Origin of the sequence: Xenorhabdus ishibashii (assembly GCF_002632755.1) — a bacterium.
Lineage (GTDB): Bacteria > Pseudomonadota > Gammaproteobacteria > Enterobacterales > Enterobacteriaceae > Xenorhabdus > Xenorhabdus ishibashii.
On the sequence record NZ_NJAK01000001.1, the window covers coordinates 2,764,953 to 2,787,963 of the forward strand.

Sequence of the window (23,011 nt, forward strand, 5' to 3'; positions counted from 1 at the left end):
ATGGATGTCACTGTAGAAACACAACCGCTACTATCCCGCGGAATGAAAGCAGTATTGTTGTCACAATTTCTCTCTGCTTTTGCTGATAATGCTTTGTTTTTTGCTATCTTAGCTCAATTAAAAGCAGAGTCTTATCCTGAATGGAGTTGGCCAGCACTGCAAATTGTTTTTGTCCTGACTTATATCATATTTGCCCCTTTTGTAGGGCAAATTGCTGATCGGTTTGCAAAAGGGCGTGTCATGCTCTTCTCTAACGGTATCAAATTGCTTGGTGCTATCAGCATCTGTATCGATATGAATCCTTTTCTGGGATATACCTTAGTGGGAATTGGGGCTGCGGCCTATTCTCCTGCTAAGTATGGGATCTTAGGGGAGTTGACAGATGGTGGGCGTTTGGTAAAAGCCAATGGCATGATGGAAGCCTCTACCATTGCAGCGATCCTGATTGGCTCAGTTGCTGGCGGTTTCCTTTCTGATGTGAGTTTGGTACTGGCATTAGGGCTTTGTGCCTTATTGTATGGCACCGCGGTCGTATCTAATTTCTTTATACCTCGTTTGGCAGCGGCTCGTGAAGGCAAGGGTTGGGATCCTAAAAAAATGTTGGTGGATTTCATGATAGTTTGTGCTTCACTTTGGCGTAATCAGGAAACGCGCTTTTCACTGGTAGGTACTAGCCTGTTTTGGGGCGCTGGCATTACGCTGCGCTTCCTGTTAGTCGCATGGGTTCCTGTTGTACTGGGTATTGATGGCAATACGATCCCTACATTGATGAATGCAGTAGTTGCGATTGGTATCATTGTTGGCGCAGGTTTAGCTGCGCGATTTATTACATTGAAAACTGTGCGTCGCTGTATGCCAGCGGGGATCATAATTGGGCTCATGGTGATTCTTTTTGCTACTCAGCAATCAATCGTATTTTCCTACTTAATTTTGATCGTCCTTGGAGTATTTGGTGGGCTTTTTGTCGTTCCATTAAATGCGCTATTACAAGAACATGGAAAGCATTCGATGGGAGCAGGTAAAGCCGTTGCTGTGCAAAACTTGGGCGAAAATAGTGCTATGTTGGTAATGCTGGGGCTGTATTCGGTTTCCGTTATGTCGGGAGCCTCGGTTGTTACTGTTGGCATTGGTTTTGGTATCTTGCTTTCTTTGGCAATTGGGGGGCTATGGATTTGGGATCTGCTTCGGAAAAATTAATTTCTTATAGAATTGAAGGCCTGTTATGGATGAAAAAATCCTGAATCAGCTTAGTATTGAACTCGGAAAGAGATTAAAACAGAAAAAATTATCCGTGACCTGTGCAGAATCTTGTACAGGAGGTTGGATAGCTAAAGTGATCACAGATATCGCAGGAAGTTCGGCCTATTTTAATCGTGGTTTTGTGACTTACAGTAATGATGCTAAGCATGAAATGCTGGGCGTCTTGCCAGAGTCATTGGCGCAATTTGGTGCGGTAAGTGAGCAGGTTGTAAAAGAGATGGCTACAGGGGCATTAACCGTTGCTAAGGCCGACGTTTCTGTTGCTGTCAGTGGCATTGCTGGGCCAGAAGGGGGAAGTAAAGAAAAACCGACTGGCACGGTTTGGTTTGGGTTTGCCTTTTACGTTAATGAAAACATTCAGGTTGTAACATATCGTCAGCATTTTTCGGGTGATCGTAATGCTGTACGTCTACAAGCTGTCATTTTTTCTTTAAAGATCGTATTGGATGAAATCATAAAAAATTAGCTTGATGCTGTATGATTATACAGTATAATCATACGGCACTTTGGTATCAGAAACAGTTTATCAGCAGTGAGGCAGCCCCTTCATTGCTTGCGAAGGAGTAAACATGGCTAACGATGAAAACAAACAAAAAGCACTAGCAGCAGCGCTGGGCCAAATTGAGAAACAATTTGGTAAAGGTTCCATCATGCGTTTAGGTGAAAACCGCTCAATGGATGTTGAAACCATCTCTACCGGCTCCTTGTCACTGGATATTGCATTGGGTGCGGGTGGTTTGCCAATGGGTCGTATTGTTGAGATATATGGACCAGAATCTTCCGGTAAAACAACACTGACATTGCAAGTTATTGCTGCTGCTCAGCGCGAAGGCAGAACTTGTGCTTTTATTGATGCCGAACATGCTCTTGATCCAGTTTATGCGAAAAAACTGGGCGTAGATATTGATAATCTGTTGTGTTCTCAGCCTGATACTGGCGAACAGGCATTAGAAATCTGTGATGCCTTGTCACGTTCTGGTGCTGTTGATGTAATTATTGTCGACTCGGTTGCAGCATTAACACCAAAAGCAGAAATTGAAGGTGAAATCGGCGACTCTCATATGGGTCTGGCTGCACGTATGATGAGCCAAGCGATGCGTAAATTAGCAGGGAATTTGAAAAACTCGAATACCTTGTTGATCTTTATCAACCAGATCCGCATGAAAATTGGTGTGATGTTTGGTAATCCTGAAACAACCACTGGTGGTAATGCGCTGAAGTTCTATGCATCTGTCCGTTTGGATATCCGTCGCACTGGTTCAGTGAAAAATAGCGACGAAGTGGTTGGTAGCGAAACGCGTGTGAAAGTGGTCAAGAACAAGGTTGCTGCGCCATTTAAACAAGCTGAATTCCAAATTCTCTATGGTGAAGGTATTAACACTTTTGGTGAATTGGTTGATCTGGGTGTTAAACACAAGATGGTAGAAAAAGCAGGCGCATGGTATAGCTACAGTGGCGAAAAAATTGGACAAGGTAAAGCCAATGCCACTATGTACTTGAAAGAACACCCCGAAATTGCATCCGAACTGGATAAAAAATTGCGTGATTTACTGTTGAATAATACAGGTGAGTTCAGTAGCGCAGCTACGGATTACGTGACTGATTATGAAGACAACGGTGAAGAAGTGAATAACGAAGAATTTTAATTAATTATTCTACTTCCGTATTTATTCATAATGCAGAGCTAATTTGGCCTTTAAAAACCACATCCATATCGGGTGTGGTTTTTTTTACACCTGTTTTCATAAAGAAAATAAACATCCTTGAAATAGGCGTATTGAAACAGGTGTCACTAACAGACTTTCAGAAAATCCTTAGACGAATTACAATGCTGGAAGGCGAATGGATTTATATGGGATTTTACTTCTTATGGAAGACACTCTATCTTAACCCTACTTTAATTTATTCGTGAGTTGAAATGGTGGTGCGATATATCACCTTAACCATTCATAGATCTGTTTTTTCAGCTTGATTTCGGGACAATTATGAGCAAAAGCACCGCTGAGATCCGTCAGGCGTTTCTTGACTTTTTTCATACTAAAGGGCACCAGATAGTACCAAGCAGCTCGTTGGTGCCAACCAATGATCCAACATTGTTGTTCACCAACGCAGGGATGAACCAGTTCAAAGATGTCTTTCTGGGATTGGATAATAGACCTTATTCTAGAGCAACAACGGCTCAGCGCTGCGTTCGTGCTGGCGGTAAGCATAACGATTTAGAAAATGTAGGTTATACAGCCCGTCACCACACTTTCTTCGAAATGTTGGGTAATTTCAGTTTTGGCGATTATTTTAAACAAGATGCAATTAAATACGCATGGGAGTTGCTGACCAGTGAAGGGTGGTTTAACCTGCCAAAAGAAAAACTGTGGGTTACTGTCTATGAAACAGACGATGAAGCTTATGACATCTGGCATAAAGAGGTCGGTGTTCCGGCAGAAAGAATTATTCGTATAGGCGATAATAAAGGTGCTCCATATGCGTCAGATAATTTCTGGCAAATGGGGGATACCGGCCCATGTGGTCCTTGTACAGAGATTTTTTACGACCACGGTGAGCATATTTGGGGAGGCCCTCCAGGCAGCCCAGAAGAAGACGGTGACAGGTATATTGAAATTTGGAACATCGTTTTCATGCAATTTAACCGCCATGCCGATGGCACTATGGAACCGTTGCCAAAACCTTCAGTTGATACCGGTATGGGGCTGGAACGTATCACAGCCGTCTTGCAACACGTTAATTCCAACTACGAGATAGACTTATTCCAAAACTTAATTGCTTCGGTTGCAAAAGTGACAGGAGCAACAGATCTTACCAATAAATCTCTGCGTGTTGTTGCAGACCATATCCGTGCGTGTGCGTTCTTGATTTGCGATGGGGTTATTCCATCCAACGAAAACCGTGGCTATGTACTTCGTCGTATCATTCGCCGTGCTGTCCGTCATGGCAACATGTTGGGGGCAAAAGAAGCCTTCTTCTACAAGCTGGTTGCACCACTGATTAAATTCATGGGGGCGGCTGGTGAAGAGCTGAAACAGCAGCAGGCTTTGGTTGAGCAGGTATTAAAAACTGAAGAAGAACAGTTTGCTCGTACTTTGGAACGTGGCTTGCAGTTGCTGGATGAAGAGCTGGCTAAATTATCTGGTGATACGCTCGACGGTGAAACGGCTTTCCGTTTGTATGATACCTATGGTTTCCCTGTTGACTTGACTGCGGATGTTTGCCGCGAACGTAATATCAAAGTTGATGAAGTTGGTTTCGGTGCAGCGATGGAAAACCAGCGTCGTCGCGCCCGTGAATCCAGTGGTTTTGGTACAGATTACAATGAGCTGATCAAAGTTGATGGACGCAGTGATTTTTGTGGTTATGAACATAACTCACAGCAAGCTACTGTTATCGCTATCTTCCGCAATGGCCAAGCTGTTGAGCAAATTCATGCTGGTGAAGAAGCGATTATTATACTCGATAAAACCGCTTTCTATGCTGAATCTGGTGGACAGGTTGGTGATACGGGTAAATTGTTGAATGACAATGGTGTATTCGAAGTCGTTGATACACAAAAATATGCTCAGGCAATTGGTCACATCGGTAAGTTGACAAGCGGTAGTTTGAGTATTAATTATGCAGTTGATGCTGAAATTGATGTGGCACGCAGAGATGCGATCCGTTTGAATCATTCAGCGACCCATTTATTACATGCGGCATTACGTCAAATTTTGGGAGAACATGTTGCCCAGAAAGGCTCTTTAGTAAATGATAAATATCTGCGCTTTGACTTCTCTCACTTTGAGTCCATGAAGCCAGAACAGATCCGTCAAGTCGAAAACTTGGTGAATGAAGAGATTCGCAAAAATTCCCCAATTGTTACAGAACTAATGGAGCTGGAAGAAGCAAAAGCGAAAGGTGCTATGGCACTGTTTGGCGAGAAATATGACGAAAAAGTACGTGTACTTAGCATGGGAGGTTTTTCTACCGAATTATGTGGTGGTACTCATGCTAGCCGAACAGGTGATATAGGGTTGTTACGTATATCTAGTGAATCAGGTACAGCAGCCGGAATTCGTCGTATTGAAGCCATCACGGGGCAAACTGCGCTAAACTCTGTCTATCAACAGGCTGATTTACTGCAAGACATCGCTCATTTGGTGAAAGGTGATATCAGTAGCCTGAATGAGAAAGTGAAAACGACACTGGACAAAACGAAACAGTTGGAAAAAGAGTTGCAACAGTTGAAATCTCAGCAAGCAGCTCAGGAAAGCTCCTCTTTGGCTAATCAAGCCAAGGAAATCCAAGGCGCTCGTCTACTGGTAACTCAATTAGGTGATATAGAGCCGAAAATGCTCAGAACGATGGTTGATGATCTGAAAAATCAGTTAGGATCAGCAATTATTGTGCTTTCTACAGTGACTGGTGATAAAGTCAGTCTAATTGTTGGTATAACGAAGGATTTGACTGCTAGAATAAAAGCAGGCGATTTAATCTCTTTTGTTGCCCAACAGGTTGGAGGTAAAGGAGGAGGTCGTCCCGATCTGGCTCAGGCTGGCGGGACTGATGTAACCGCACTTTCTTCTGCGTTGGCCAGTGTAGAAGAGTGGGTAACATTGCGGTTATAGTTGGTATTGCCGTGACAGCAGCGGCACCGTGAAAGTGTTTTTTTATGGTGCCGGATGTTTTTTGTTGTGAAATTGTTGAAATGTTGGGCACATACTTATATTTTAGCTATCCTATAGATATAGGAAATGTGTTCAAAACTGCTTATACTTTAAGTAGATATCATTGCTTTACGTTTTCACGGTGTTTGATGGATAATAGCGGGGAAACCTAGAGACCCGACTCTTTTAAATTTTCAAGGAGCAAAGAATGCTTATTCTGACTCGTCGAGTTGGTGAAACGCTCATGATAGGCGATGAGGTAACAGTCACAGTACTGGGAGTTAAAGGCAACCAAGTTCGCATTGGTGTAAATGCGCCCAAGGAAGTTTCTGTTCACCGTGAAGAAATTTATCAACGGATTCAGGCGGAGAAATCCCAGCCTACAACTTTTTAATTCAAGAATGGCGTCCATGCTTTTTTTTAAGACCTGGGCGCTACTCTACTCCTTTCTTTTTTCTGTTTCTTTCTGCTTTCCTGTTTAGCCCTGTTATGTTTATCTCTTTTTGATACTCTAATTCTATTCTCTCATGTCTTTTTATTTTCTATCTGTTGAAAAAGCCTCGTTCATGAGTCTATAGAGATGAATAATCATTTTCATAAATTTTAACAGTTTTTAGATTATTTCGCTGTTGATAAAACAATCTCTTAGGGGTTAAATCAAGCGTTTTGCGTGTTAAATGCCCAAACGGAAAAAAGTTGCGAAAAACTGTTTGACTTATCAGGCAGGGAAAGTAATATGTGCGCCATCGCAGCGACGAAGAGCCTAACAAAAGATTCTAAGTCGCAGGTTTTAAAAATGGTGAGGTGGCCGAGAGGCTGAAGGCGCTCCCCTGCTAAGGGAGTATGTGGTTAAGAGCTGCATCGAGGGTTCGAATCCCTCCCTCACCGCCATTAATATGCATCCATAGCTCAGCTGGATAGAGTACTCGGCTACGAACCGAGCGGTCGGAGGTTCGAATCCTCCTGGATGCACCAGTTTAAACACCGCGATTTTTTAGGTATCTCAATTCTAGTCGGGCAATCATTAGCGCCTGAGAAGAAATAGAAAACCGACAACGCATCCATAGCTCAGCTGGATAGAGTACTCGGCTACGAACCGAGCGGTCGGAGGTTCGAATCCTCCTGGATGCACCATATTTAAGTATCCTGATTTTGGGATATCAAAATTCTGTCAAGTCAGGCAATCAACAGCGCCTGAACAGAAATAGAAAACCGACAACGCATCCATAGCTCAGCTGGATAGAGTACTCGGCTACGAACCGAGCGGTCGGAGGTTCGAATCCTCCTGGATGCACCATATTTAAATATCCTGATTTTGGGATATCAAAATTCTGTCAAGTCAGGCAATCAACATGCCTGAGCAGAAATAGAAAACTGACAACGCATCCATAGCTCAGTTGGATAGAGTACTCGGCTACGAACCGAGCGGTCGGAGGTTCGAATCCTCCTGGATGCACCAGATTAAAACCCCTTCCTTATTAAGGATGGGGTTTTTTCTTTTTTTGCATTCCGTTCAAATATAACATTTTTTCATTAATTCTGTTTATAATTTGTGCGGTGGTGCGTTACCCCCTCTATGTAATCAGCGACAACTTGACTTGTTTCATATAAAGTAAACTTTTAGTAATAATCTCTTCAACTCCACGGGAGGACAAATTGATCCCGGACGTATCAAAAGCATTGTCATGGTTAGAGGCAAACCCTACCGTATTAAATGGTATTTGTCGTGGCATTGAACGTGAAACATTGCGTGTTACTCCAGACGGTCATTTAGCTAAGACGGAGCATCCAAAATCACTTGGTGCTTCTTTAACGCATAAATGGATTACAACTGATTTTGCTGAATCTCTATTGGAGTTTATTACCCCTGTTGATAGCAATATAGATAGAACCATTGCTTTCCTTAAAGATTTGCATATCTATACCGCCCGGAATCTGAGCAATGAAAAAATGTGGCCTTTAAGTATGCCATGTTTTATCGACGAAGAAGAAAATATCACTTTGGCTCAATATGGTACGTCCAATTTGGGCCGCTTTAAGACCTTGTACCGTGAAGGATTAAAGAGCCGTTATGGCGCACTAATGCAAACAATTTCTGGTGTGCACTATAACTTTTCTCTGCCAATGAGTTTTTGGCAGGCATGGTTAGGTATTAAAGACGCTGAAACAGGAAAGGAGCAGATCTCAGATGGTTACCTCCGTTTAATCCGCAATTATTACCGTTTCGGCTGGGTGATCCCTTATTTATTTGGTGCATCACCGGCAATTTGTTCTTCATTCTTACGTGGGCGAAATACAGCATTATCTTTTGAGGAGACAGAAAGAGGGACTTGTTATCTGCCTTATGCGACTTCGTTGAGGATGAGTGATCTTGGGTATACCAATAAATCACAAAGTGATCTAAATATTACTTTTAATCATCTCCTTACCTATGTAGAGGGACTTAAGAAAGCAATTCATAAACCATCTGAAGAATTTGCGACAATCGGTATCAAAAAAGGGAATAAGTATTTACAGCTCAATACTAATGTTCTTCAAATTGAAAATGAGTTGTACGCACCGATACGTCCAAAACGGGTCACAAAAGAGGGAGAATCACCTTCAGATGCTTTGTTGAGAGGTGGTATAGAGTATATTGAAGTTCGTTCTTTAGATATTAATCCTTTTTCCTCTATTGGGGTTGATGAGACGCAAATTCGTTTTCTTGACTTATTCTTGATATGGTGTGCTCTGGCTGATGCTCCTGAAATGGGAAATGAGGAACTTGCATGTTGCCGTGGAAACTGGAATAAGGTTATCTTAGAAGGGCGCAAGCCTGGGTTGTCTATTGGCCTTGGTTATGGGATTGAACAACAGCCGCTTAAGATCGTAGGGCAAGAATTATTCAGGGACTTAGAGCGAGTTGCTGAGGTTCTGGATGCCTGTTCAGGAACTCAATATCAATCAGTTTGTAAAGAATTGGTTAATATGTTTGAAGATCCATCACTAACGTTTTCAGCGCGTGTCTTGGACAAGATGAAATCTCAGGGGATAGTAGGTTTTGGGTTGGAACTGGCAGGCCAGTATCATAGTGAATTGACTGAAGAACATTATTCAATTTTGAATGATGAAAATTTTTCTGTTGAACGTGAAGCTTCTGTATCACGTCAGCATGGCCTTGAACAGCAAGATAACATGAGTTTTGAAGAATATTTACAACTTCATGCAGGGCATTAAACATTAAAAAAGAAAACGGCCACCATTGGTGGCCAAATAAAATATCTTAGAGAATAGGGATGATAACAATTTTGCGCGTCTTCATATCTTATGACCAGCCGCAAATGAAATGGTTTCATTTATTTGAAAAAATTTCGTAAAAAATCTGATACCTCAGGAGGTAGTATTATGCCTTTATTGGATAGTTTTACAGTTGACCATACTCGTATGGCTGCACCTGCTGTTAGAGTTGCCAAGAAAATGAAAACGCCTCACGGCGATACTATCACAGTATTTGATTTACGTTTTTGTGTTCCTAATAAAGCAGTAATGCCAGAACGAGGCATTCACACACTTGAGCATTTGTTTGCGGGGTTTATGCGCAATCATTTGAACGGTGATGGTGTTGAAATTATTGATATCTCTCCAATGGGATGCCGTACTGGTTTTTATATGAGCTTGATCGGTATTCCAGAAGAATCGAGAGTGGCTGAGGCTTGGAAAGCTGCAATGGAAGATGTGTTAAAAGTTCAAGATCAGAGCCAGATCCCTGAATTGAACATTTATCAGTGCGGTACATATGAAATGCACTCACTGAAAGAAGCTCAAGATATTGCTCAGCGTATTCTTGATTCTGGTGTTCGTGTTAATTATAACGATGAATTGGTGTTGCCTGAAGAAAAACTTGTGGAGCTTCAGGTTTAAACCCACTTTATTTTGTTGAAGGGCTAGCTTATTCTGCTAGCCCTGTACTGTGTTCTTTTTTCTTAATTATTTAAAAGTCCACGTATAAAAAACTGGAGACAAAGATAATGATTAACAAAAATTTAATTCTTCCCATCGGTGAAGTTGGATATTTTTAACCTGAGTGTATGACGACGATTAGATTATTCATCAGATCTTATGCTTTGTTCTGTGCTTTTTTCATCGGTGTGACACGAACCTGCTTGATAACATTATCGTGTACCGCAAGAACCTCAAAATTGTATTCACTAATCTTCACTTGAACATTTAATTTGGGAATTTCACCTAGTACTTCCAGAATCATTCCATTCATTGTCCTTGGGCCATCTTCGGGAAGTGCCCAACCGAAAGCTTTATTTAATTCACGGATATTGGCTGTACCATCAACCAAAACGGTTCCGTCACTTTGTGGAAGAACTTCTTCTGCCAGAGTTGGCGACATGGAGGTGGTAAAATCGCCGACAATTTCCTCCAAAATATCCTCTACAGTCACTAACCCTTGAATATCGCCATATTCATCAACGATCAAACCAGCTTTCTGTTTGTTACGTTGGAAATTAATAAGCTGGATATTTAATGGTGTGCTAACTGGGATGAAATAAATTTTATCTGCGGCTTTGAGTAAAGTTCTTTTTGTAAATTCTTTTTTCTCCATCATCAGTCGATAGGCTTCACGCACCCGAAGCATACCGATAGCATCATCAAGGGAGTCTCGATATAGCACAATGCGTCCATGTGGAGAGTGTGTCAGTTGCCTGATAACCGATTTCCAATCATTGTTAATATCAATACCGACAATTTCATTGCGTGGGATCATAATGTCACCAACGGTAACTTTCTCAAGATCTAATATTGAGAGCAGCATATCCTGATTGCGGCGTGAAAGATTGGCATTTGATTCATTTACAATTGTGCGTAGCTCGTCTTTACTGACGGCATCACTGCGAATATTAGCGGTGTTAATACCCAAACAGCGCATAAATAGCAAACTTATCCTATTAAATGACCAAACAAGGGGCAGCATAATTTTTTCTAGTGGGCGTAACAGGAAACTGCTTGGGAATGCAACCCTTTCAGGATAAAGCGCTGCGATGGTCTTTGGCATCACTTCAGAAAAAATGAGAATAATGAATGTCAGTATACCTGTTGCAATCGCAACACCAGCATCGCCATAAAGCCGCATACCAACGATAGTAGCAAGGGAGGACGCCAAAATATTGACAAGATTATTGCCGATAAGTATCAAACTAATGAGCCTGTCTGGATAACGCAGCAGAGATTCAACCCTACGTGCAGGATTACTCCCCTGTTTAGCCAAATGGCGTAAGCGATATCGGTTGATTGTCATCATGCTAGTTTCTGAAGCAGAGAAATAAGCTGAAACAATAACCATGACAACAAGAATTATAATCAGTGTACTTGTTGAGACGTTTTCCAAAACAGAATTCCTTCCTATATAATGAAACAAATTGGCGAAGATAAATTAACTTATTAATAAACCATTATTTCCTGCAATAACCTGCTACCGAAAAAAGCAAGTGTGAGAATAAATGCGCCAATCAAATTGAACCAAATAACACGCCTGCCGCGCCATCCTTCATGATAATGTCCCCAAAGCAAAATAACGTAGATAAACCATGCTACGATAGATAAAACTGATTTATGGATATTTTCTTTACTGAAAATATCATCCATATACATGATGCCGGTGCATAGCGTCAATGTTAGTAAAACTACACCAACTTGGGTAATGTGAAACATTTTCCGCTCAATTGTCATCAATGGGGGAATACCAGAGGTAAATGTGAGTTTTTTCTTTTTAAGCTGATGATCCAACCAACCAAATTGTAATGCATAAAGTGCTGCAATGAGTAAAGTTGCATAGCCAAGTAGTGCCAGCCCAATATGAATAAATAATTCAACACTATCTTCAAGATGAGTAATAAATTCTCCCGGCATCATGCTAGCCAGTATCAAATTGATCATGGCGAAGCTGTAAACAATTGGCAGTAAAAACCATGCACGTCCACGGAAAGCGACAACTGTCATGATGATGCACATAAGCAAACTGACAATTGAGCCTAAATTCAATAACGTAAGATTTTGCCCGCTGCTGACACGAAAAACTTGGTATTTTAATGCAATCGCGTGAGCGACTAACGCTACAATTGCAAAAGAAAGTGCCAGTTTTTGATAACTGTTTTGTTGGCGTAATAAACCTGGCACGATGAGCGTCAGACTAATGAGATAGGCAAGTAAAGCAATAATTGAAAATATCAGCATAACGTTTATCGTTTTCGCAATGAAATCCATTGGGTATGGATTGAAACTGAAATTTAAGTATACCGCTAGCAGGAGTAGCCTCCAACCATTGTTAATTATACTTGGGAATCTCTTTGCAGAGATCACATAATCATCGTGCTATAATTTGCGAAATTTGCCTTACAGGTAGACCCACTTGTAGATATCTGAGCTGAGACAATGTTTGATAATTTAACTGACAGACTATCGCGCACATTGCGCAATATCAGCGGTCGCGGGCGGCTGACTGAAGATAATATTAAAGATACGCTGCGCGAAGTTCGTATGGCTTTGCTCGAAGCGGATGTTGCATTGCCTGTCGTGCGTGATTTTATTGCACGAGTCAAAGAGAGCGCAGTGGGGCATGAGGTTAACAAAAGTCTGACCCCAGGTCAGGAATTCGTTAAAATCGTTCAGAATGAATTGGTTAAGGCGATGGGAGAGGTTAACAGTGAACTGAACCTTTCCACACAGCCTCCCGCAGTGGTTCTTATGGCTGGTTTGCAAGGTGCAGGCAAAACGACCAGCGTTGCTAAATTAGGTAAGTTGCTGAAAGAAAAAAACAAGAAAAAAGTTTTGGTTGTTTCTGCTGACGTATACCGACCAGCGGCGATCAAACAGCTTGAAACCTTGTCTGAAACAGTTGGAGTTGACTTTTTCCCTTCCGATCCACAGGAAAAGCCTGTTGATATTGTCAATAAAGCGATCCAATATGCCAAGCTGAAATTCTATGATGTATTGTTAGTCGATACAGCAGGCCGTCTGCATATTGATGAAGCTATGATGGATGAAATCAAAGCGGTTCATGCGGCTATTGATCCTGTTGAAACCCTGTTTGTTGTTGATGCAATGACGGGGCAAGATGCGGCAAATACAGCAAAAGCATTTAATGAAGCATTGCCATTAACAGGTGTTGTTCTGACCAAAGTAGATGGTGATGCACGTGGCGGTGCTGCGCTTTCCATCCGCCATATCACTGGTAAACCTATCAAATTCCTCGGCGTTGGTGAAAAAACGGATGCATTAGAACCTTTCCATCCTGATCGCATTGCATCCCGCATTCTGGGGATGGGGGATATGCTTTCACTTATCGAAGAACTTGAAAGTAAAGTTGATCGTACCCAAGCGGAAAAATTGGCATCTAAACTGAAAAAAGGTGATGGTTTTGATTTAAGCGATTTCCTTGAACAGCTTAAACAGATGCGTAATATGGGCGGAATGGCCAGCATGTTGGGCAAAATGCCGGGAATGTCACAAATCCCTGATGCCGTCAAATCCCAAATGGATGACAAGGTTCTGGTTAAAATGGAAGCCATCATTAATTCCATGACCCGCAAAGAGCGTGAAAAACCAGAAATCATCAAAGGTTCCCGTAAACGCCGTATTGCGATGGGATCAGGTACACAGGTGCAGGATGTCAACCGCTTGTTGAAGCAGTTTGATGAAATGCAGCGTATGATGAAAAAAATGAAGAAAGGTGGTCTGGCAAAAATGATGCGAGGCATGAAAGGCATGCTGCCACCGGGATTTATGGGACGATAATCAACAAAGTTGCGAAAGAAAATGTTCTTTGGATTGCTTTTTGCGCCAAAGTGAGTAAAATTTTCGGGCTTTTAAATGGACAACCGGACTCCATTCCTCGATGGAGTCTGGTTGTTTTGCTAACTAATGAGGATGTTATGGTAACAATTCGTTTAGCTCGTGGCGGCGCAAAAAAGCGTCCGTTTTATCAAGTAGTCGTGACCGATAGCCGCAATGCGCGTGATGGTCGTTTTATTGAGCGTGTTGGTTTCTTCAACCCAATCGCTTCAGGAAAAGCAGAAGCTCTGCGTTTAGATCTAGACCGTATCGAACACTGGGTTGGTCTGGGTGCATCCGTGTCTGATCGTGTTGCTACACTGATCAAAGACGCTAAGAAAGCAGCTTAATCTGTCGCGGTGGTAACAATGAGCAAACAATCTGGCCTAAAGCACCCTGCTGAGCCAATTGTATTGGGGAAATTAGGGTCTGCATATGGCATTCGTGGTTGGCTCAGAGTTTTTTCTTCCACCGAACACACCGAAGACATTTTTGAATATCAACCGTGGTTTATTCAACGCTTAGGCCAGTGGCAGCACATTGAACTGGAAGCGTGGAAATACCATAACCAAGATATTATCGTCAAAATCAAAGGCATTGACGATCGGGATGCGGCAAATTTATTCACTAACTGTGAAATTGTAGTGGATTGTAGCCAGTTACCAGAACTGGAAGAAGGTGATTATTACTGGAAAGACCTTATTGGCTGCCAAGTAATAAATACAACCGGTTATAACCTTGGAACCATTCATGACATGATGGAAACGGGTTCTAACGATGTGATGGTAATAAAAGCAAACCTGAAAGATGCATTCGGTATCAAGGAGCGGCTGGTTCCGTTTCTTGATGGGCAGGTTATCAAGAAAGTCGATCTCGCTACCAAAACCATTGAGGTAGATTGGGATCCTGGTTTTTAATCTCCGGTAAAGACGGTTTAAATGAGTGGGACGCAGTATGTGGATTGGGGTTATTAGCCTGTTTCCTGAAATGTTCCGCGCAATAACCGATTACGGGGTAACTGGTCGGGCTGTAAAAAATGGCCTGTTGAGTATTGAGTGCTGGAATCCGCGGGATTTTACTTACGACCGGCATCGTACTGTTGATGATCGCCCTTATGGCGGTGGTCCAGGCATGCTGATGATGGTGCAACCATTACGGGAAGCCATTCATGCAGCTAAAGCTTCGGCAGGTGATGGTGCAAAGGTGATTTATCTTTCACCTCAGGGACGCAAACTCGATCAACAAGGAGTTTGTGAACTGGCCGCAAATGAGAAATTAATTCTGGTTTGCGGGCGTTATGAAGGTATTGATGAGCGTATCATCCAAACCGAAATTGACGAAGAGTGGTCTGTCGGTGATTACGTTCTTAGCGGGGGAGAGCTTCCTGCAATGACGATGATTGACTCAATATCACGGTTTATTCCGGGAGTATTAGGGCGTCAGGCATCGGCAGAAGAAGACTCATTCGCTGATGGACTGTTGGATTGTCCGCATTATACTCGCCCTGAAGTGTTAGATGATATGGAAGTTCCCCCAGTTTTGCTGTCGGGAAACCATGCTGAAATTAATCGCTGGCGAATGAAACAGTCGCTTGGCCGAACCTGGTTGAGAAGGCCCGAACTTCTAGAAAACCTAGCTCTGACTGACGAGCAAAGGATGTTGCTATCTGAATTCCAACGGGAATATCAAGATCAGGCAACGAATTAATCCAGACATATCCCGCCGAAGGGGTGTCTTTGATATATCAGTTTACCTAGGGTAAGAGAGTTATTATGAGCAACATTATTAAACAACTTGAACAAGAGCAGATGAAGCAAGACGTACCTTCATTCCGTCCGGGTGACACCGTGGAAGTTAAGGTATGGGTCGTTGAAGGTTCTAAAAAGCGTCTGCAGACATTCGAGGGCGTGGTTATTGCGATTCGTAACCGCGGTCTGCACTCTGCATTCACTGTTCGTAAGATTTCTAACGGCGAAGGCGTTGAGCGTGTATTCCAGACTCACTCCCCAGTCGTAGACAGCATTTTCGTTAAACGTCGTGGTGCTGTTCGCAGAGCTAAACTGTACTACCTGCGTGAGCGTTCTGGTAAGGCTGCTCGTATTAAAGAGCGTCTGAACGCAAAATAATACGCTTTTGCTACATCCGAAAGTTATTAAAGGCCAGCTATATGCTGGCCTTTTTACATTCTAAATCGGGAAACTTATTTTTGCAGTCGTAAGCCAGATTAAGGGTTACTACGTTACTAGCGTAACCCGAATTCTGCTTAAGCCATCATTGGAACAGCGTCTTCTGAGTAGAAAACTTTCAGTGATGGTTTTTTCAATTTAAGGCAGTAAGCGATCAGTCCACCTAAAACGGTCAACATAAATCCTCTTATACTTCGGTGGCGAGAGTGCTCTATCTGAGAAATTAATTTTAATTGGCCATTAATCGTTTCAATGATAAAACGCTTTTTTAACATTATCTTATCCCACTCAGCTTGCATACGGGCTTTCATGTTACGCCGTTTTTTCGTGATGAAAGTGACACCGCTGTTGGCTAAATCGTCCGCCAATTCCTGACTCAGATAACCTTTATCGCCGTAAAGAGAACCCATTAATTCTGTGGTTAATTCGCGAACCGGTTCCCGATCATCCACATTACCGGCCGTGACTTTAAGCGCGAGAATTTCCCCCTGATGATTGACAACCAAGTGTAATTTGAAACCATAAAACCATCCCATTGAATTTTTTCCACGCTGTGCGATCCCCGCAAAGACCTTATGTCGAGGGATGCGAATGTTATGGCAGACACTCAAACTGGTGGAATCAATAAAAGCAATGCCTGTGGGTTTCCCTTTTAATTGAGTCAGATAGCTGCATAATGGCACCAAAACGGAAGGGGCAACGCTGATAAAACGGGTATAACTGAGTAAAGTGGCGAAGTCGCGGTGGTGGTATTGCCAAATATGTTTCAAATAAAAATTTTTAAAATCACGGTAATGCGACATATGAAAAAGGATCAAAATGGTCATGATTTCACTGGGATACATATGACCTTGTCGGCGGCGTAAACGATGCCCACTCTCAAGGCAAAATTGTTCCCATTGAGGAATGAAAAAACGGCAAAAATCATCGACATCACAGAAAATTTCAACTAACTTGTCCATAGCCTGTTCCCCCTCGGAGTTGTTTTCGGTGTGCACCAAAACTTTGCTCCTGGAACAGGCTTCTCGTCAATTTCTTATCCAGAATTCGGGTTAGCGTAAGTTACATCAGCGTATTGACTAAAATATACCCTACTGTACACGCACCACTGACGCCAATCAATCCTGGTAAAAGAAAGCTGTGGTTGATAATAAATTTCCCGATTTTTGTTGTACCGGAACGGTCAAAACCAATACAAGCCAAATCGCTCGGATAAGTAGGTAAAACAAAATAGCCATAGGCAGCAGGGAAGAAAGCGATCAGAATCTTAGGATCAACCCCAAGCTGTAATCCCATTGGTGCAATAGCAGTTAAGGCTGCGGCTTGGCTGTTAACCAGTTTTGATACCAAAAACAGTACAAGGGCATAAGTCCACGGCTGTGCCTGAACTACATCTTCCAGAACTAATTTTAATTCACCTAAATGTGAGTGGAAGAAGGTATCGCTCATCCATGCCACGCCAAAGACAGAGAAAATCGCAACCATCCCTGCTTTGAACACGGCACCATTGGCGATTTCACTGGTTTTGACTTTACAGGTCATCAATATAATGGAACCTGCAATTAACATCATCATCTGGATCACCAGATTCATGGAAAGTGGTTTTAATATGCCTTGTGCTTCGAAAGCAGGACGTAATTCTGTGAATGCACCAAATAAGACGACGATGGCAATTGCAGCAAAGAAAATCCAGGTTGCCCAATAAGCTTGCTTAGGAAAGATTTGATCCAATAGTGTGTCAGAACCACCATAAATAAACTCACGTTGCTTTGGATCTCTGATTTTCGCCTGAAATTCTTCGTCCTGATCAAGATCTTTTCCTCGACGTAAGCTCCATAATGCAGCAAGTGTTACCCCAGTGAGTGATGCTGGTATTGAAACAGCTAAAATTTCCAAGATCCCATACGACTGCCCAATACCATGACTGGCAGCAATAATTGACACCAAAGAAACAACGGCAACAGATACAGGAGAGGCGGTGATTGCCATTTGAGAAGCGACAGAAGCAATAGCCATTGGCCGTTCAGGACGAATACCTTTTTTCAAGGCAATATCACCAATGATTGGAAACATGGTATAAACCACATGACCAGTACCACAAAGAAAAGTGAGCATCCAAGTGGTTAGTGGTGCCAAAATGGTGATATGTTGCGGATGGCGACGCAGCAAGCGTTCAGCAAATTGCATCATAACATTTAGCCCACCTGCTGTTTGTAAAACAGATGCACAGCCGATCACAGCAAGAATAGTGAGCATCACATCAACGGGGGGCTTACCTGGTTCCAGGCCAAAGACAAATGTCAGTATAAAAAGCCCAATCCCACTGATCAGCCCTAATCCCATTCCCGCATAACGCGTACCTATCAATAAGCATATGATTATTATGGCAAATTGCAGCGTTATCATATCTATCCTTAATAATTAATTGAAAAATAAATAAAAATTGGTAGTACAGATTTTTACATCTGCATGGTTTATACCTTCATTTCCAAGCTAGTAGTTATAGCTTGAGATCTATTGGGTACAGCGATTTTATATAAATATTTTTTTATAGTTTTATAAAAACATTAAAAGAACATATTAATATTATTAGAATGTTTATATAAAAATGAGATTGAGATCTTATTTTTAATATTTGATTTTTAAAGATATTTGTTTTTGTAATAAACAGGTTGCAATAGGTTAACAAGGTATTTGTGTTTTTGTGTTATTGTAAATCAAGATTAACAATGAGTTAACTTTAAAAATTATTTATATATTTTGGTGTGAAAATAAAATTCAATGGCTTGTTAGGATATCCATACTACCAATAGCCTTTATAATATTTTAATGTAAATTAAAATTTACGTTTATGATGGTTGTTTACGTTTTTTGTATTGTATTCTTTACTGTGCATGGTATGTTATTCACCAGACACTTAGACAAACATTAAACAGACAAGGTAGATAGAAATGATCATGCAAAAAGACGCTCTGAATAACGTTCATATCCTTGATGAACAAGTTCTTATTACTCCAAAAGAGTTGAAACAGAAATACCTGTTGGATAGCCATGATCTCCATGCCATCACAAACGCGCGTAATACCATTGCTGATATTATTCAGCATCGTGATCCTCGTTTATTAGTGGTATGTGGTCCATGTTCAATTCATGATGTGGATGCTGCTCTGGATTATGCCCGCCGTTTGAAAGCGCTGTCTGCTGAATTGAGTGATTGTCTGTATATTGTTATGCGTGTCTATTTTGAAAAGCCTCGTACAACCGTTGGTTGGAAAGGGTTGATTAGTGATCCCTATATGGATGGGTCATTTGATATGAATGCGGGGCTACATATTGCTCGTCGTCTATTGATAAACTTGGTAGAAATGGGATTGCCTTTGGCTAATGAGGCACTTGACCCCAATAATCCACAATACTTAGGGGATTTATTTAGTTGGTCAGCAATTGGTGCCAGAACAACTGAATCTCAAACTCATCGTGAAATGGCATCAGGGTTGTCTGTACCAGTCGGGTTTAAAAATGGCACAGATGGTAATTTGAATACCGCAATTAATGCCATGAAAGCAGCGGCAATGCCTCACCGCTTTATGGGGATAAATCAATCAGGCCAAGTTTGCTTGCTACAAACTCAGGGTAATCCGAATGGACATGTGATATTGCGTGGCGGCGTAGAGCCGAATTACAGTGCAAAACATGTTACTGATTGTGAAAACCAAATGATTAAAGCAGGGCTGATACCATCACTGATGATTGATTGCAGTCACGGTAATTCCAATAAAGATTTTCGTCGCCAGAGTATCGTTGTAGATTCTGTTGCCGAACAGATTATATCTGGAAATCAATCCATTATTGGGATTATGTTGGAAAGCCATATCAATGAGGGCAATCAATCTTCTGAACAGCTTCGCTCTGAAATGAAATACGGTGTTTCGGTTACTGACGCTTGTATTAGCTGGCAAACTACGGAGCACATATTGAGAAAGCTGCACCAACAAATTGCTCCGCATTTAGCTAATCGAAATGTAATAATGGAAAAAGCAGGATAATCAATATGACGGCAGAATTATCACAACTGAGAACTCAAATTGATGAGGTAGATAAAACCTTATTATCTTTGCTGGCAAAAAGAATGAATTTAGTAGCGAAAGTTGGTGAAGTTAAAAGTCAGCTTGGTTTACCAATTTATGCACCTGATAGGGAGGCAGCTATGTTGGCCTCCCGTCGTCAGGAGGCGGAAAATATGGGAGTTCCGCCTGATTTGATTGAAGATATCTTACGCCGTATTATGCGTGAGTCTTATGTCAGTGAAAATAACAAAGGCTTTAAAAAACTCGGTACTCATTTGGGGCCTGTGGTTATTGTAGGTGGCTCAGGAAAAATGGGGAGATTATTCAGTCGATTGTTGACGCTGTCTGGCTATGAAATCAGGGTGCTTGAAGCCGGTGATTGGGATAACGCCGGACATATATTGGCCGGAGCTGGGATGGTCATTGTCAGTGTTCCCATCCATTTGACAGAGAAGATTATTCGTCGATTACCTCCTTTACCAGAGCAGTGTATTTTAGTTGATTTAGCCTCAATTAAGCAAAGACCATTAAATGCGATGCTTGAAGTACATCAAGGGCCTGTTTTAGGGTTGCACCCTATGTTTGGGCCAGATGTAGGTAGCTTTGCTAAGCAGGTGGTTGTGTATTGCGATGGACGCTATCCAGAATCGTATCAATGGTTTTTGGAACAAATATCGGTATGGGGAGCGAGATTGCATCAAATCACCGCGGAGAAACATGATAAAAACATGGGCTTCATCCAGGCGCTGCGTCATTTCACTACCTTCTCTTACGGACGGCATCTTGCAAAAGAAGATATCGATTTACAGCAATTGCTTTCACTGTCTTCACCGATATATCGATTAGAGCTTGCGATGGTAGGACGGTTATTCGCCCAAGATCCCCAACTATATGCTGATATTATTATGTCTAGCCCTGAAAACATTGCACTTATTCGTCGATATTACCAAAGCTTCGGGCAGGCTCTGGAAATATTGGAACATCAAGATAAATCAGCTTTTATTGCGAGTTTTAACCAGATAAGTGATTGGTTTGGCAATGAAGCAACCCGATTTATGAAGGAAAGTCGAGTGCTTTTGCAGCAGGCTAGTGATAACCGAGTATAAATCTTATTTTAAAACCGGATGTTTCCATCCGGTTTTGTTTTTTTACTTTAGATAGGATCAATAGGAATGACATTTTCTGATGGATAAGATCCTAACACTTTCAGAAAGCGAGTGATTTCTGTCAGTTCTTTCAATGCTTGTTGCATTTTTATGGAGCGCAGATTGGCTTGCACATCAATGTAAAACATCTCTTCCCACGGTTTACCATTTATTGGGCGAGACTCCAATTTACGCATGGGGATATCATGTTTCTTTAGTATAATAAGAGCATTAACCAGCGCTCCTGCTTGCTGTCCGGTTGACATAATGAAAGTAGTTTTAGCCGGAACTTGCTCGGACACGTCAATAGATTTGCGGGAAACAACAATAAAACGAGTACTATTCTCTTGCTGATTTGCCAAGTTATTTTCTAAAACATGTAATCCATAGAGAGTACCTCCTGCCTCACTGCCTAATGCGGCTATTTCTGGTGAGTTAAGTTCAGCTACTTTTTGCATAGCAGCGGCAGTGCTTTCACAGTAGATAATATTCCAGTCAGGATATTTATTGAGATATTGGCTACATTGTTGAAAAGGTTGAGAGTGGCTATAAACGGTTTTTATCCTTGAAATGTCAGTTTGTCCGGCAATCAATAGACAGTGGTTGATTGGCAGGGTTATCTCTCCAACAAGGGATAAAGAGGTATGTTGTAATAAATCATAAACTTCATTGATTGCCCCTGAGCTGGTATTTTCCAGTGGCAGGATGCCATAATCAGCCTGACCAATTTCAACCAGTGAGAAAATATCTGAGAATTTGTGGCAACTGCATTCAACCAACTGATTAAAGTGACGGGCAGCAAATTGTCGAGCTGCAATATGAGAATATGAACCTTTTGGCCCCAGAAAAGTAATACGGGCGGAATCGTAAGGTGTTTGATTCAGATATTGCTGTAATAACGCCTGTTGCGTAAGAACAGAATCCTCAATGATCATCTGAAATAATCGGGTAATGTAAAACCCATCTAATCCGCGTAACTTTCCTTTCTCAATCAATATGTTCAATAATTCTCGTTCACGATTTTTATCTCTGATAGGGCGATTATCGTGCAGTTTTGTCTGGGCGATGTCACTGGCTAATTGTCGGCGTTTAGCAAGCAGATCCAGCAATTCTGCATCAATATGGCTAATTTCTTTTCGTAAACTAACTAAATCTCGTTCCATAGTATGTTCCTGACATTCTTATTATGAGTATAGCCTGTGCGTCGTGGATATTTTTATGATCAGTAAAACAAAAAACCTCCCTGTTAATGGGAGGCTCTTATTCGTCTTCTGAAATTTTCTTTGAAACGAATCAACCTCCTAATGAGAAGGTGAAAAAAAGAAAAATAAGAAGCACGGTTTGATAATCATTTAGCCTGCTAGCACATTATCTTATGGTTTCAATAATGTATTTTAATTAACTTATTTAGCTTGGAGTGTCAACAGGCAGTAAAAACGCGCCCATTGAGCGCGTTAGGACAAAAATCAGGGATGGTTATACTTCTAAGTTGAGATTGGATTCTTTAACACTATTGTCTGCACGGCGAGCTTCTGCTTTATGCTGCACTTTATTGAGTTGGCGTTCTAATTTTGTCAACAGATCATTGATTGCCGTGTACATATCTTCATGTTTGGCGCTAGCCACTAACGTACCATTCGGTGTACCAATTGTGGCATCAACCAAGAATCCTTGTGGTTCTTTTGATAGTACGATATGTGGACTGATTAGATTGACTTGCCATTTGCTCAACTTACTTAGACGGTCTTCTACATGGCTACGAATTGCGGGGGTAATTTCCATTTGTTTGCTGGTAATGTTCACTAACATATAGTTACCTCTTTGATGTTACTCCGTCTTTGATGTATTCAGCATAGCGCCATTTTGCATAAAAAGAATGATCT

Annotated in this window: 20 protein-coding genes and 5 tRNA genes; 19 read left to right on the plus strand and 6 right to left on the minus strand. The window is 41.6% G+C overall.

What is annotated here, in order from left to right; genetic code table 11:
* The 12 genes from lplT to luxS all read left to right on the plus strand — a co-directional run bounded on the left by lplT (position 1) and on the right by luxS (position 9,812).
* Positions 1–1,197: a lysophospholipid transporter LplT gene (gene lplT, locus Xish_RS13165; RefSeq protein ID WP_099118234.1), complete on the plus strand. Its 1,197-nt coding sequence runs from the start codon at positions 1–3 to the stop codon at positions 1,195–1,197.
* 25 nt (positions 1,198–1,222) lie between these two features.
* Entirely contained in the window at positions 1,223–1,726 is a 504-nt protein-coding gene (gene pncC / locus Xish_RS13170) for a nicotinamide-nucleotide amidase (protein ID WP_099118235.1), read from the plus strand.
* 103 nt (positions 1,727–1,829) lie between these two features.
* Positions 1,830–2,906, plus strand: a complete 1,077-nt coding sequence (recA, locus tag Xish_RS13175; protein WP_074023644.1) for a recombinase RecA — start codon at positions 1,830–1,832, stop codon at positions 2,904–2,906.
* 339 nt (positions 2,907–3,245) lie between these two features.
* Positions 3,246–5,873: an alanine--tRNA ligase gene (gene alaS, locus Xish_RS13180; protein WP_099118236.1), complete on the plus strand. Its 2,628-nt coding sequence runs from the start codon at positions 3,246–3,248 to the stop codon at positions 5,871–5,873.
* A gap of 247 nt (positions 5,874–6,120) precedes the next feature.
* Positions 6,121–6,306 (plus strand): carbon storage regulator CsrA, encoded by a 186-nt coding sequence (gene csrA, locus Xish_RS13185; RefSeq protein WP_010845367.1) that lies wholly within the window; start codon positions 6,121–6,123, stop codon positions 6,304–6,306.
* A gap of 404 nt (positions 6,307–6,710) precedes the next feature.
* Positions 6,711–6,803, plus strand: a tRNA-Ser gene (locus Xish_RS13190).
* A 7-nt stretch (positions 6,804–6,810) separates the two neighbouring features.
* A tRNA-Arg gene (locus tag Xish_RS13195) sits at positions 6,811–6,887 on the plus strand.
* 82 nt (positions 6,888–6,969) lie between these two features.
* Positions 6,970–7,046: transfer RNA gene (locus Xish_RS13200), tRNA-Arg, on the plus strand.
* Positions 7,047–7,132: 86 nt separating this feature from the next.
* Positions 7,133–7,209 (plus strand) — tRNA-Arg (locus Xish_RS13205).
* 85 nt (positions 7,210–7,294) lie between these two features.
* Positions 7,295–7,371: transfer RNA gene (locus tag Xish_RS13210), tRNA-Arg, on the plus strand.
* Between the two features lie 197 nt (positions 7,372–7,568).
* Positions 7,569–9,128, plus strand: a complete 1,560-nt coding sequence (gene gshA, locus Xish_RS13215) for a glutamate--cysteine ligase (protein WP_099118237.1) — start codon at positions 7,569–7,571, stop codon at positions 9,126–9,128.
* A 168-nt stretch (positions 9,129–9,296) separates the two neighbouring features.
* Complete coding sequence (gene luxS / locus Xish_RS13220; RefSeq protein WP_099118238.1) at positions 9,297–9,812, plus strand: S-ribosylhomocysteine lyase; 516 nt, start codon at positions 9,297–9,299, stop codon at positions 9,810–9,812.
* 196 nt (positions 9,813–10,008) lie between these two features.
* On the opposite strand, the gene Xish_RS13225 is transcribed toward luxS, so the two are convergent.
* Both Xish_RS13225 and Xish_RS13230 read right to left on the minus strand, forming a co-directional pair.
* Entirely contained in the window at positions 10,009–11,289 is a 1,281-nt protein-coding gene (locus Xish_RS13225; protein ID WP_099118239.1) for an HlyC/CorC family transporter, read from the minus strand.
* 53 nt (positions 11,290–11,342) lie between these two features.
* Positions 11,343–12,134 carry a cytochrome C assembly family protein gene (locus Xish_RS13230; RefSeq protein ID WP_099118761.1) on the minus strand — a complete coding sequence of 264 codons (792 nt, stop codon included), beginning with the start codon at positions 12,132–12,134 and terminating at the stop codon, positions 11,343–11,345.
* A gap of 198 nt (positions 12,135–12,332) precedes the next feature.
* Here Xish_RS13230 and ffh point away from each other — a divergent pair, with 198 nt between their 5' ends.
* From ffh to rplS, 5 genes are all read left to right on the plus strand, one after another.
* Positions 12,333–13,694 carry a signal recognition particle protein gene (gene ffh, locus Xish_RS13235; RefSeq protein WP_099118240.1) on the plus strand — a complete coding sequence of 454 codons (1,362 nt, stop codon included), beginning with the start codon at positions 12,333–12,335 and terminating at the stop codon, positions 13,692–13,694.
* Between the two features lie 137 nt (positions 13,695–13,831).
* A complete protein-coding gene (rpsP, locus tag Xish_RS13240) occupies positions 13,832–14,080 on the plus strand; it encodes a 30S ribosomal protein S16 (RefSeq protein WP_074020141.1) in 249 nt (82 codons plus the stop codon).
* A gap of 18 nt (positions 14,081–14,098) precedes the next feature.
* Positions 14,099–14,647 (plus strand): ribosome maturation factor RimM, encoded by a 549-nt coding sequence (gene rimM / locus Xish_RS13245; RefSeq protein WP_099118241.1) that lies wholly within the window; start codon positions 14,099–14,101, stop codon positions 14,645–14,647.
* 37 nt (positions 14,648–14,684) lie between these two features.
* Positions 14,685–15,437: a tRNA (guanosine(37)-N1)-methyltransferase TrmD gene (gene trmD / locus Xish_RS13250; protein ID WP_099118242.1), complete on the plus strand. Its 753-nt coding sequence runs from the start codon at positions 14,685–14,687 to the stop codon at positions 15,435–15,437.
* Positions 15,438–15,502: 65 nt separating this feature from the next.
* Positions 15,503–15,856: a 50S ribosomal protein L19 gene (rplS, locus tag Xish_RS13255; protein ID WP_074023653.1), complete on the plus strand. Its 354-nt coding sequence runs from the start codon at positions 15,503–15,505 to the stop codon at positions 15,854–15,856.
* Positions 15,857–15,993: 137 nt separating this feature from the next.
* Here rplS and Xish_RS13260 read toward each other — a convergent pair whose 3' ends face one another.
* Entirely contained in the window at positions 15,994–16,878 is an 885-nt protein-coding gene (locus tag Xish_RS13260; protein ID WP_099116568.1) for an IS982 family transposase, read from the minus strand.
* Between the two features lie 100 nt (positions 16,879–16,978).
* On the minus strand, positions 16,979–18,322 hold the full coding sequence (locus tag Xish_RS13265; RefSeq protein WP_099118243.1) for an anaerobic C4-dicarboxylate transporter: 1,344 nt from the start codon (positions 18,320–18,322) through the stop codon (positions 16,979–16,981).
* A 545-nt stretch (positions 18,323–18,867) separates the two neighbouring features.
* Here Xish_RS13265 and Xish_RS13270 point away from each other — a divergent pair.
* Entirely contained in the window at positions 18,868–19,962 is a 1,095-nt protein-coding gene (locus Xish_RS13270; protein ID WP_099118244.1) for a 3-deoxy-7-phosphoheptulonate synthase, read from the plus strand.
* Between the two features lie 5 nt (positions 19,963–19,967).
* A complete protein-coding gene (tyrA, locus tag Xish_RS13275) occupies positions 19,968–21,089 on the plus strand; it encodes a bifunctional chorismate mutase/prephenate dehydrogenase (protein WP_099118245.1) in 1,122 nt (373 codons plus the stop codon).
* A 47-nt stretch (positions 21,090–21,136) separates the two neighbouring features.
* Here tyrA and pheA read toward each other — a convergent pair whose 3' ends face one another.
* Both pheA and raiA read right to left on the minus strand, forming a co-directional pair.
* On the minus strand, positions 21,137–22,291 hold the full coding sequence (pheA, locus tag Xish_RS13280) for a bifunctional chorismate mutase/prephenate dehydratase (protein WP_099118246.1): 1,155 nt from the start codon (positions 22,289–22,291) through the stop codon (positions 21,137–21,139).
* 313 nt (positions 22,292–22,604) lie between these two features.
* Positions 22,605–22,937 carry a ribosome-associated translation inhibitor RaiA gene (gene raiA / locus Xish_RS13285; RefSeq protein WP_099118247.1) on the minus strand — a complete coding sequence of 111 codons (333 nt, stop codon included), beginning with the start codon at positions 22,935–22,937 and terminating at the stop codon, positions 22,605–22,607.
* Between the last annotated feature and the right edge of the window lie 74 nt (positions 22,938–23,011).

Coding starts and splice junctions, on each gene's coding strand:
- alaS (WP_099118236.1), top strand. CDS start 3,246: ATGAGCAAAAGCACCGCTGAGATCCGTCAGGCGTTTCTTGACTTTTTT.
- Xish_RS13230 (WP_099118761.1), bottom strand. CDS start 12,134: ATGCTGATATTTTCAATTATTGCTTTACTTGCCTATCTCATTAGTCTG.
- pheA (WP_099118246.1), bottom strand. CDS start 22,291: ATGGAACGAGATTTAGTTAGTTTACGAAAAGAAATTAGCCATATTGAT.
- raiA (WP_099118247.1), bottom strand. CDS start 22,937: ATGTTAGTGAACATTACCAGCAAACAAATGGAAATTACCCCCGCAATT.
- recA (WP_074023644.1), top strand. CDS start 1,830: ATGGCTAACGATGAAAACAAACAAAAAGCACTAGCAGCAGCGCTGGGC.
- csrA (WP_010845367.1), top strand. CDS start 6,121: ATGCTTATTCTGACTCGTCGAGTTGGTGAAACGCTCATGATAGGCGAT.
- rpsP (WP_074020141.1), top strand. CDS start 13,832: ATGGTAACAATTCGTTTAGCTCGTGGCGGCGCAAAAAAGCGTCCGTTT.
- tyrA (WP_099118245.1), top strand. CDS start 19,968: ATGACGGCAGAATTATCACAACTGAGAACTCAAATTGATGAGGTAGAT.
- luxS (WP_099118238.1), top strand. CDS start 9,297: ATGCCTTTATTGGATAGTTTTACAGTTGACCATACTCGTATGGCTGCA.
- ffh (WP_099118240.1), top strand. CDS start 12,333: ATGTTTGATAATTTAACTGACAGACTATCGCGCACATTGCGCAATATC.
- Xish_RS13270 (WP_099118244.1), top strand. CDS start 18,868: ATGATCATGCAAAAAGACGCTCTGAATAACGTTCATATCCTTGATGAA.
- pncC (WP_099118235.1), top strand. CDS start 1,223: ATGGATGAAAAAATCCTGAATCAGCTTAGTATTGAACTCGGAAAGAGA.
- trmD (WP_099118242.1), top strand. CDS start 14,685: ATGTGGATTGGGGTTATTAGCCTGTTTCCTGAAATGTTCCGCGCAATA.
- lplT (WP_099118234.1), top strand. CDS start 1: ATGGATGTCACTGTAGAAACACAACCGCTACTATCCCGCGGAATGAAA.
- Xish_RS13265 (WP_099118243.1), bottom strand. CDS start 18,322: ATGATAACGCTGCAATTTGCCATAATAATCATATGCTTATTGATAGGT.
- rplS (WP_074023653.1), top strand. CDS start 15,503: ATGAGCAACATTATTAAACAACTTGAACAAGAGCAGATGAAGCAAGAC.
- rimM (WP_099118241.1), top strand. CDS start 14,099: ATGAGCAAACAATCTGGCCTAAAGCACCCTGCTGAGCCAATTGTATTG.
- Xish_RS13260 (WP_099116568.1), bottom strand. CDS start 16,878: ATGGACAAGTTAGTTGAAATTTTCTGTGATGTCGATGATTTTTGCCGT.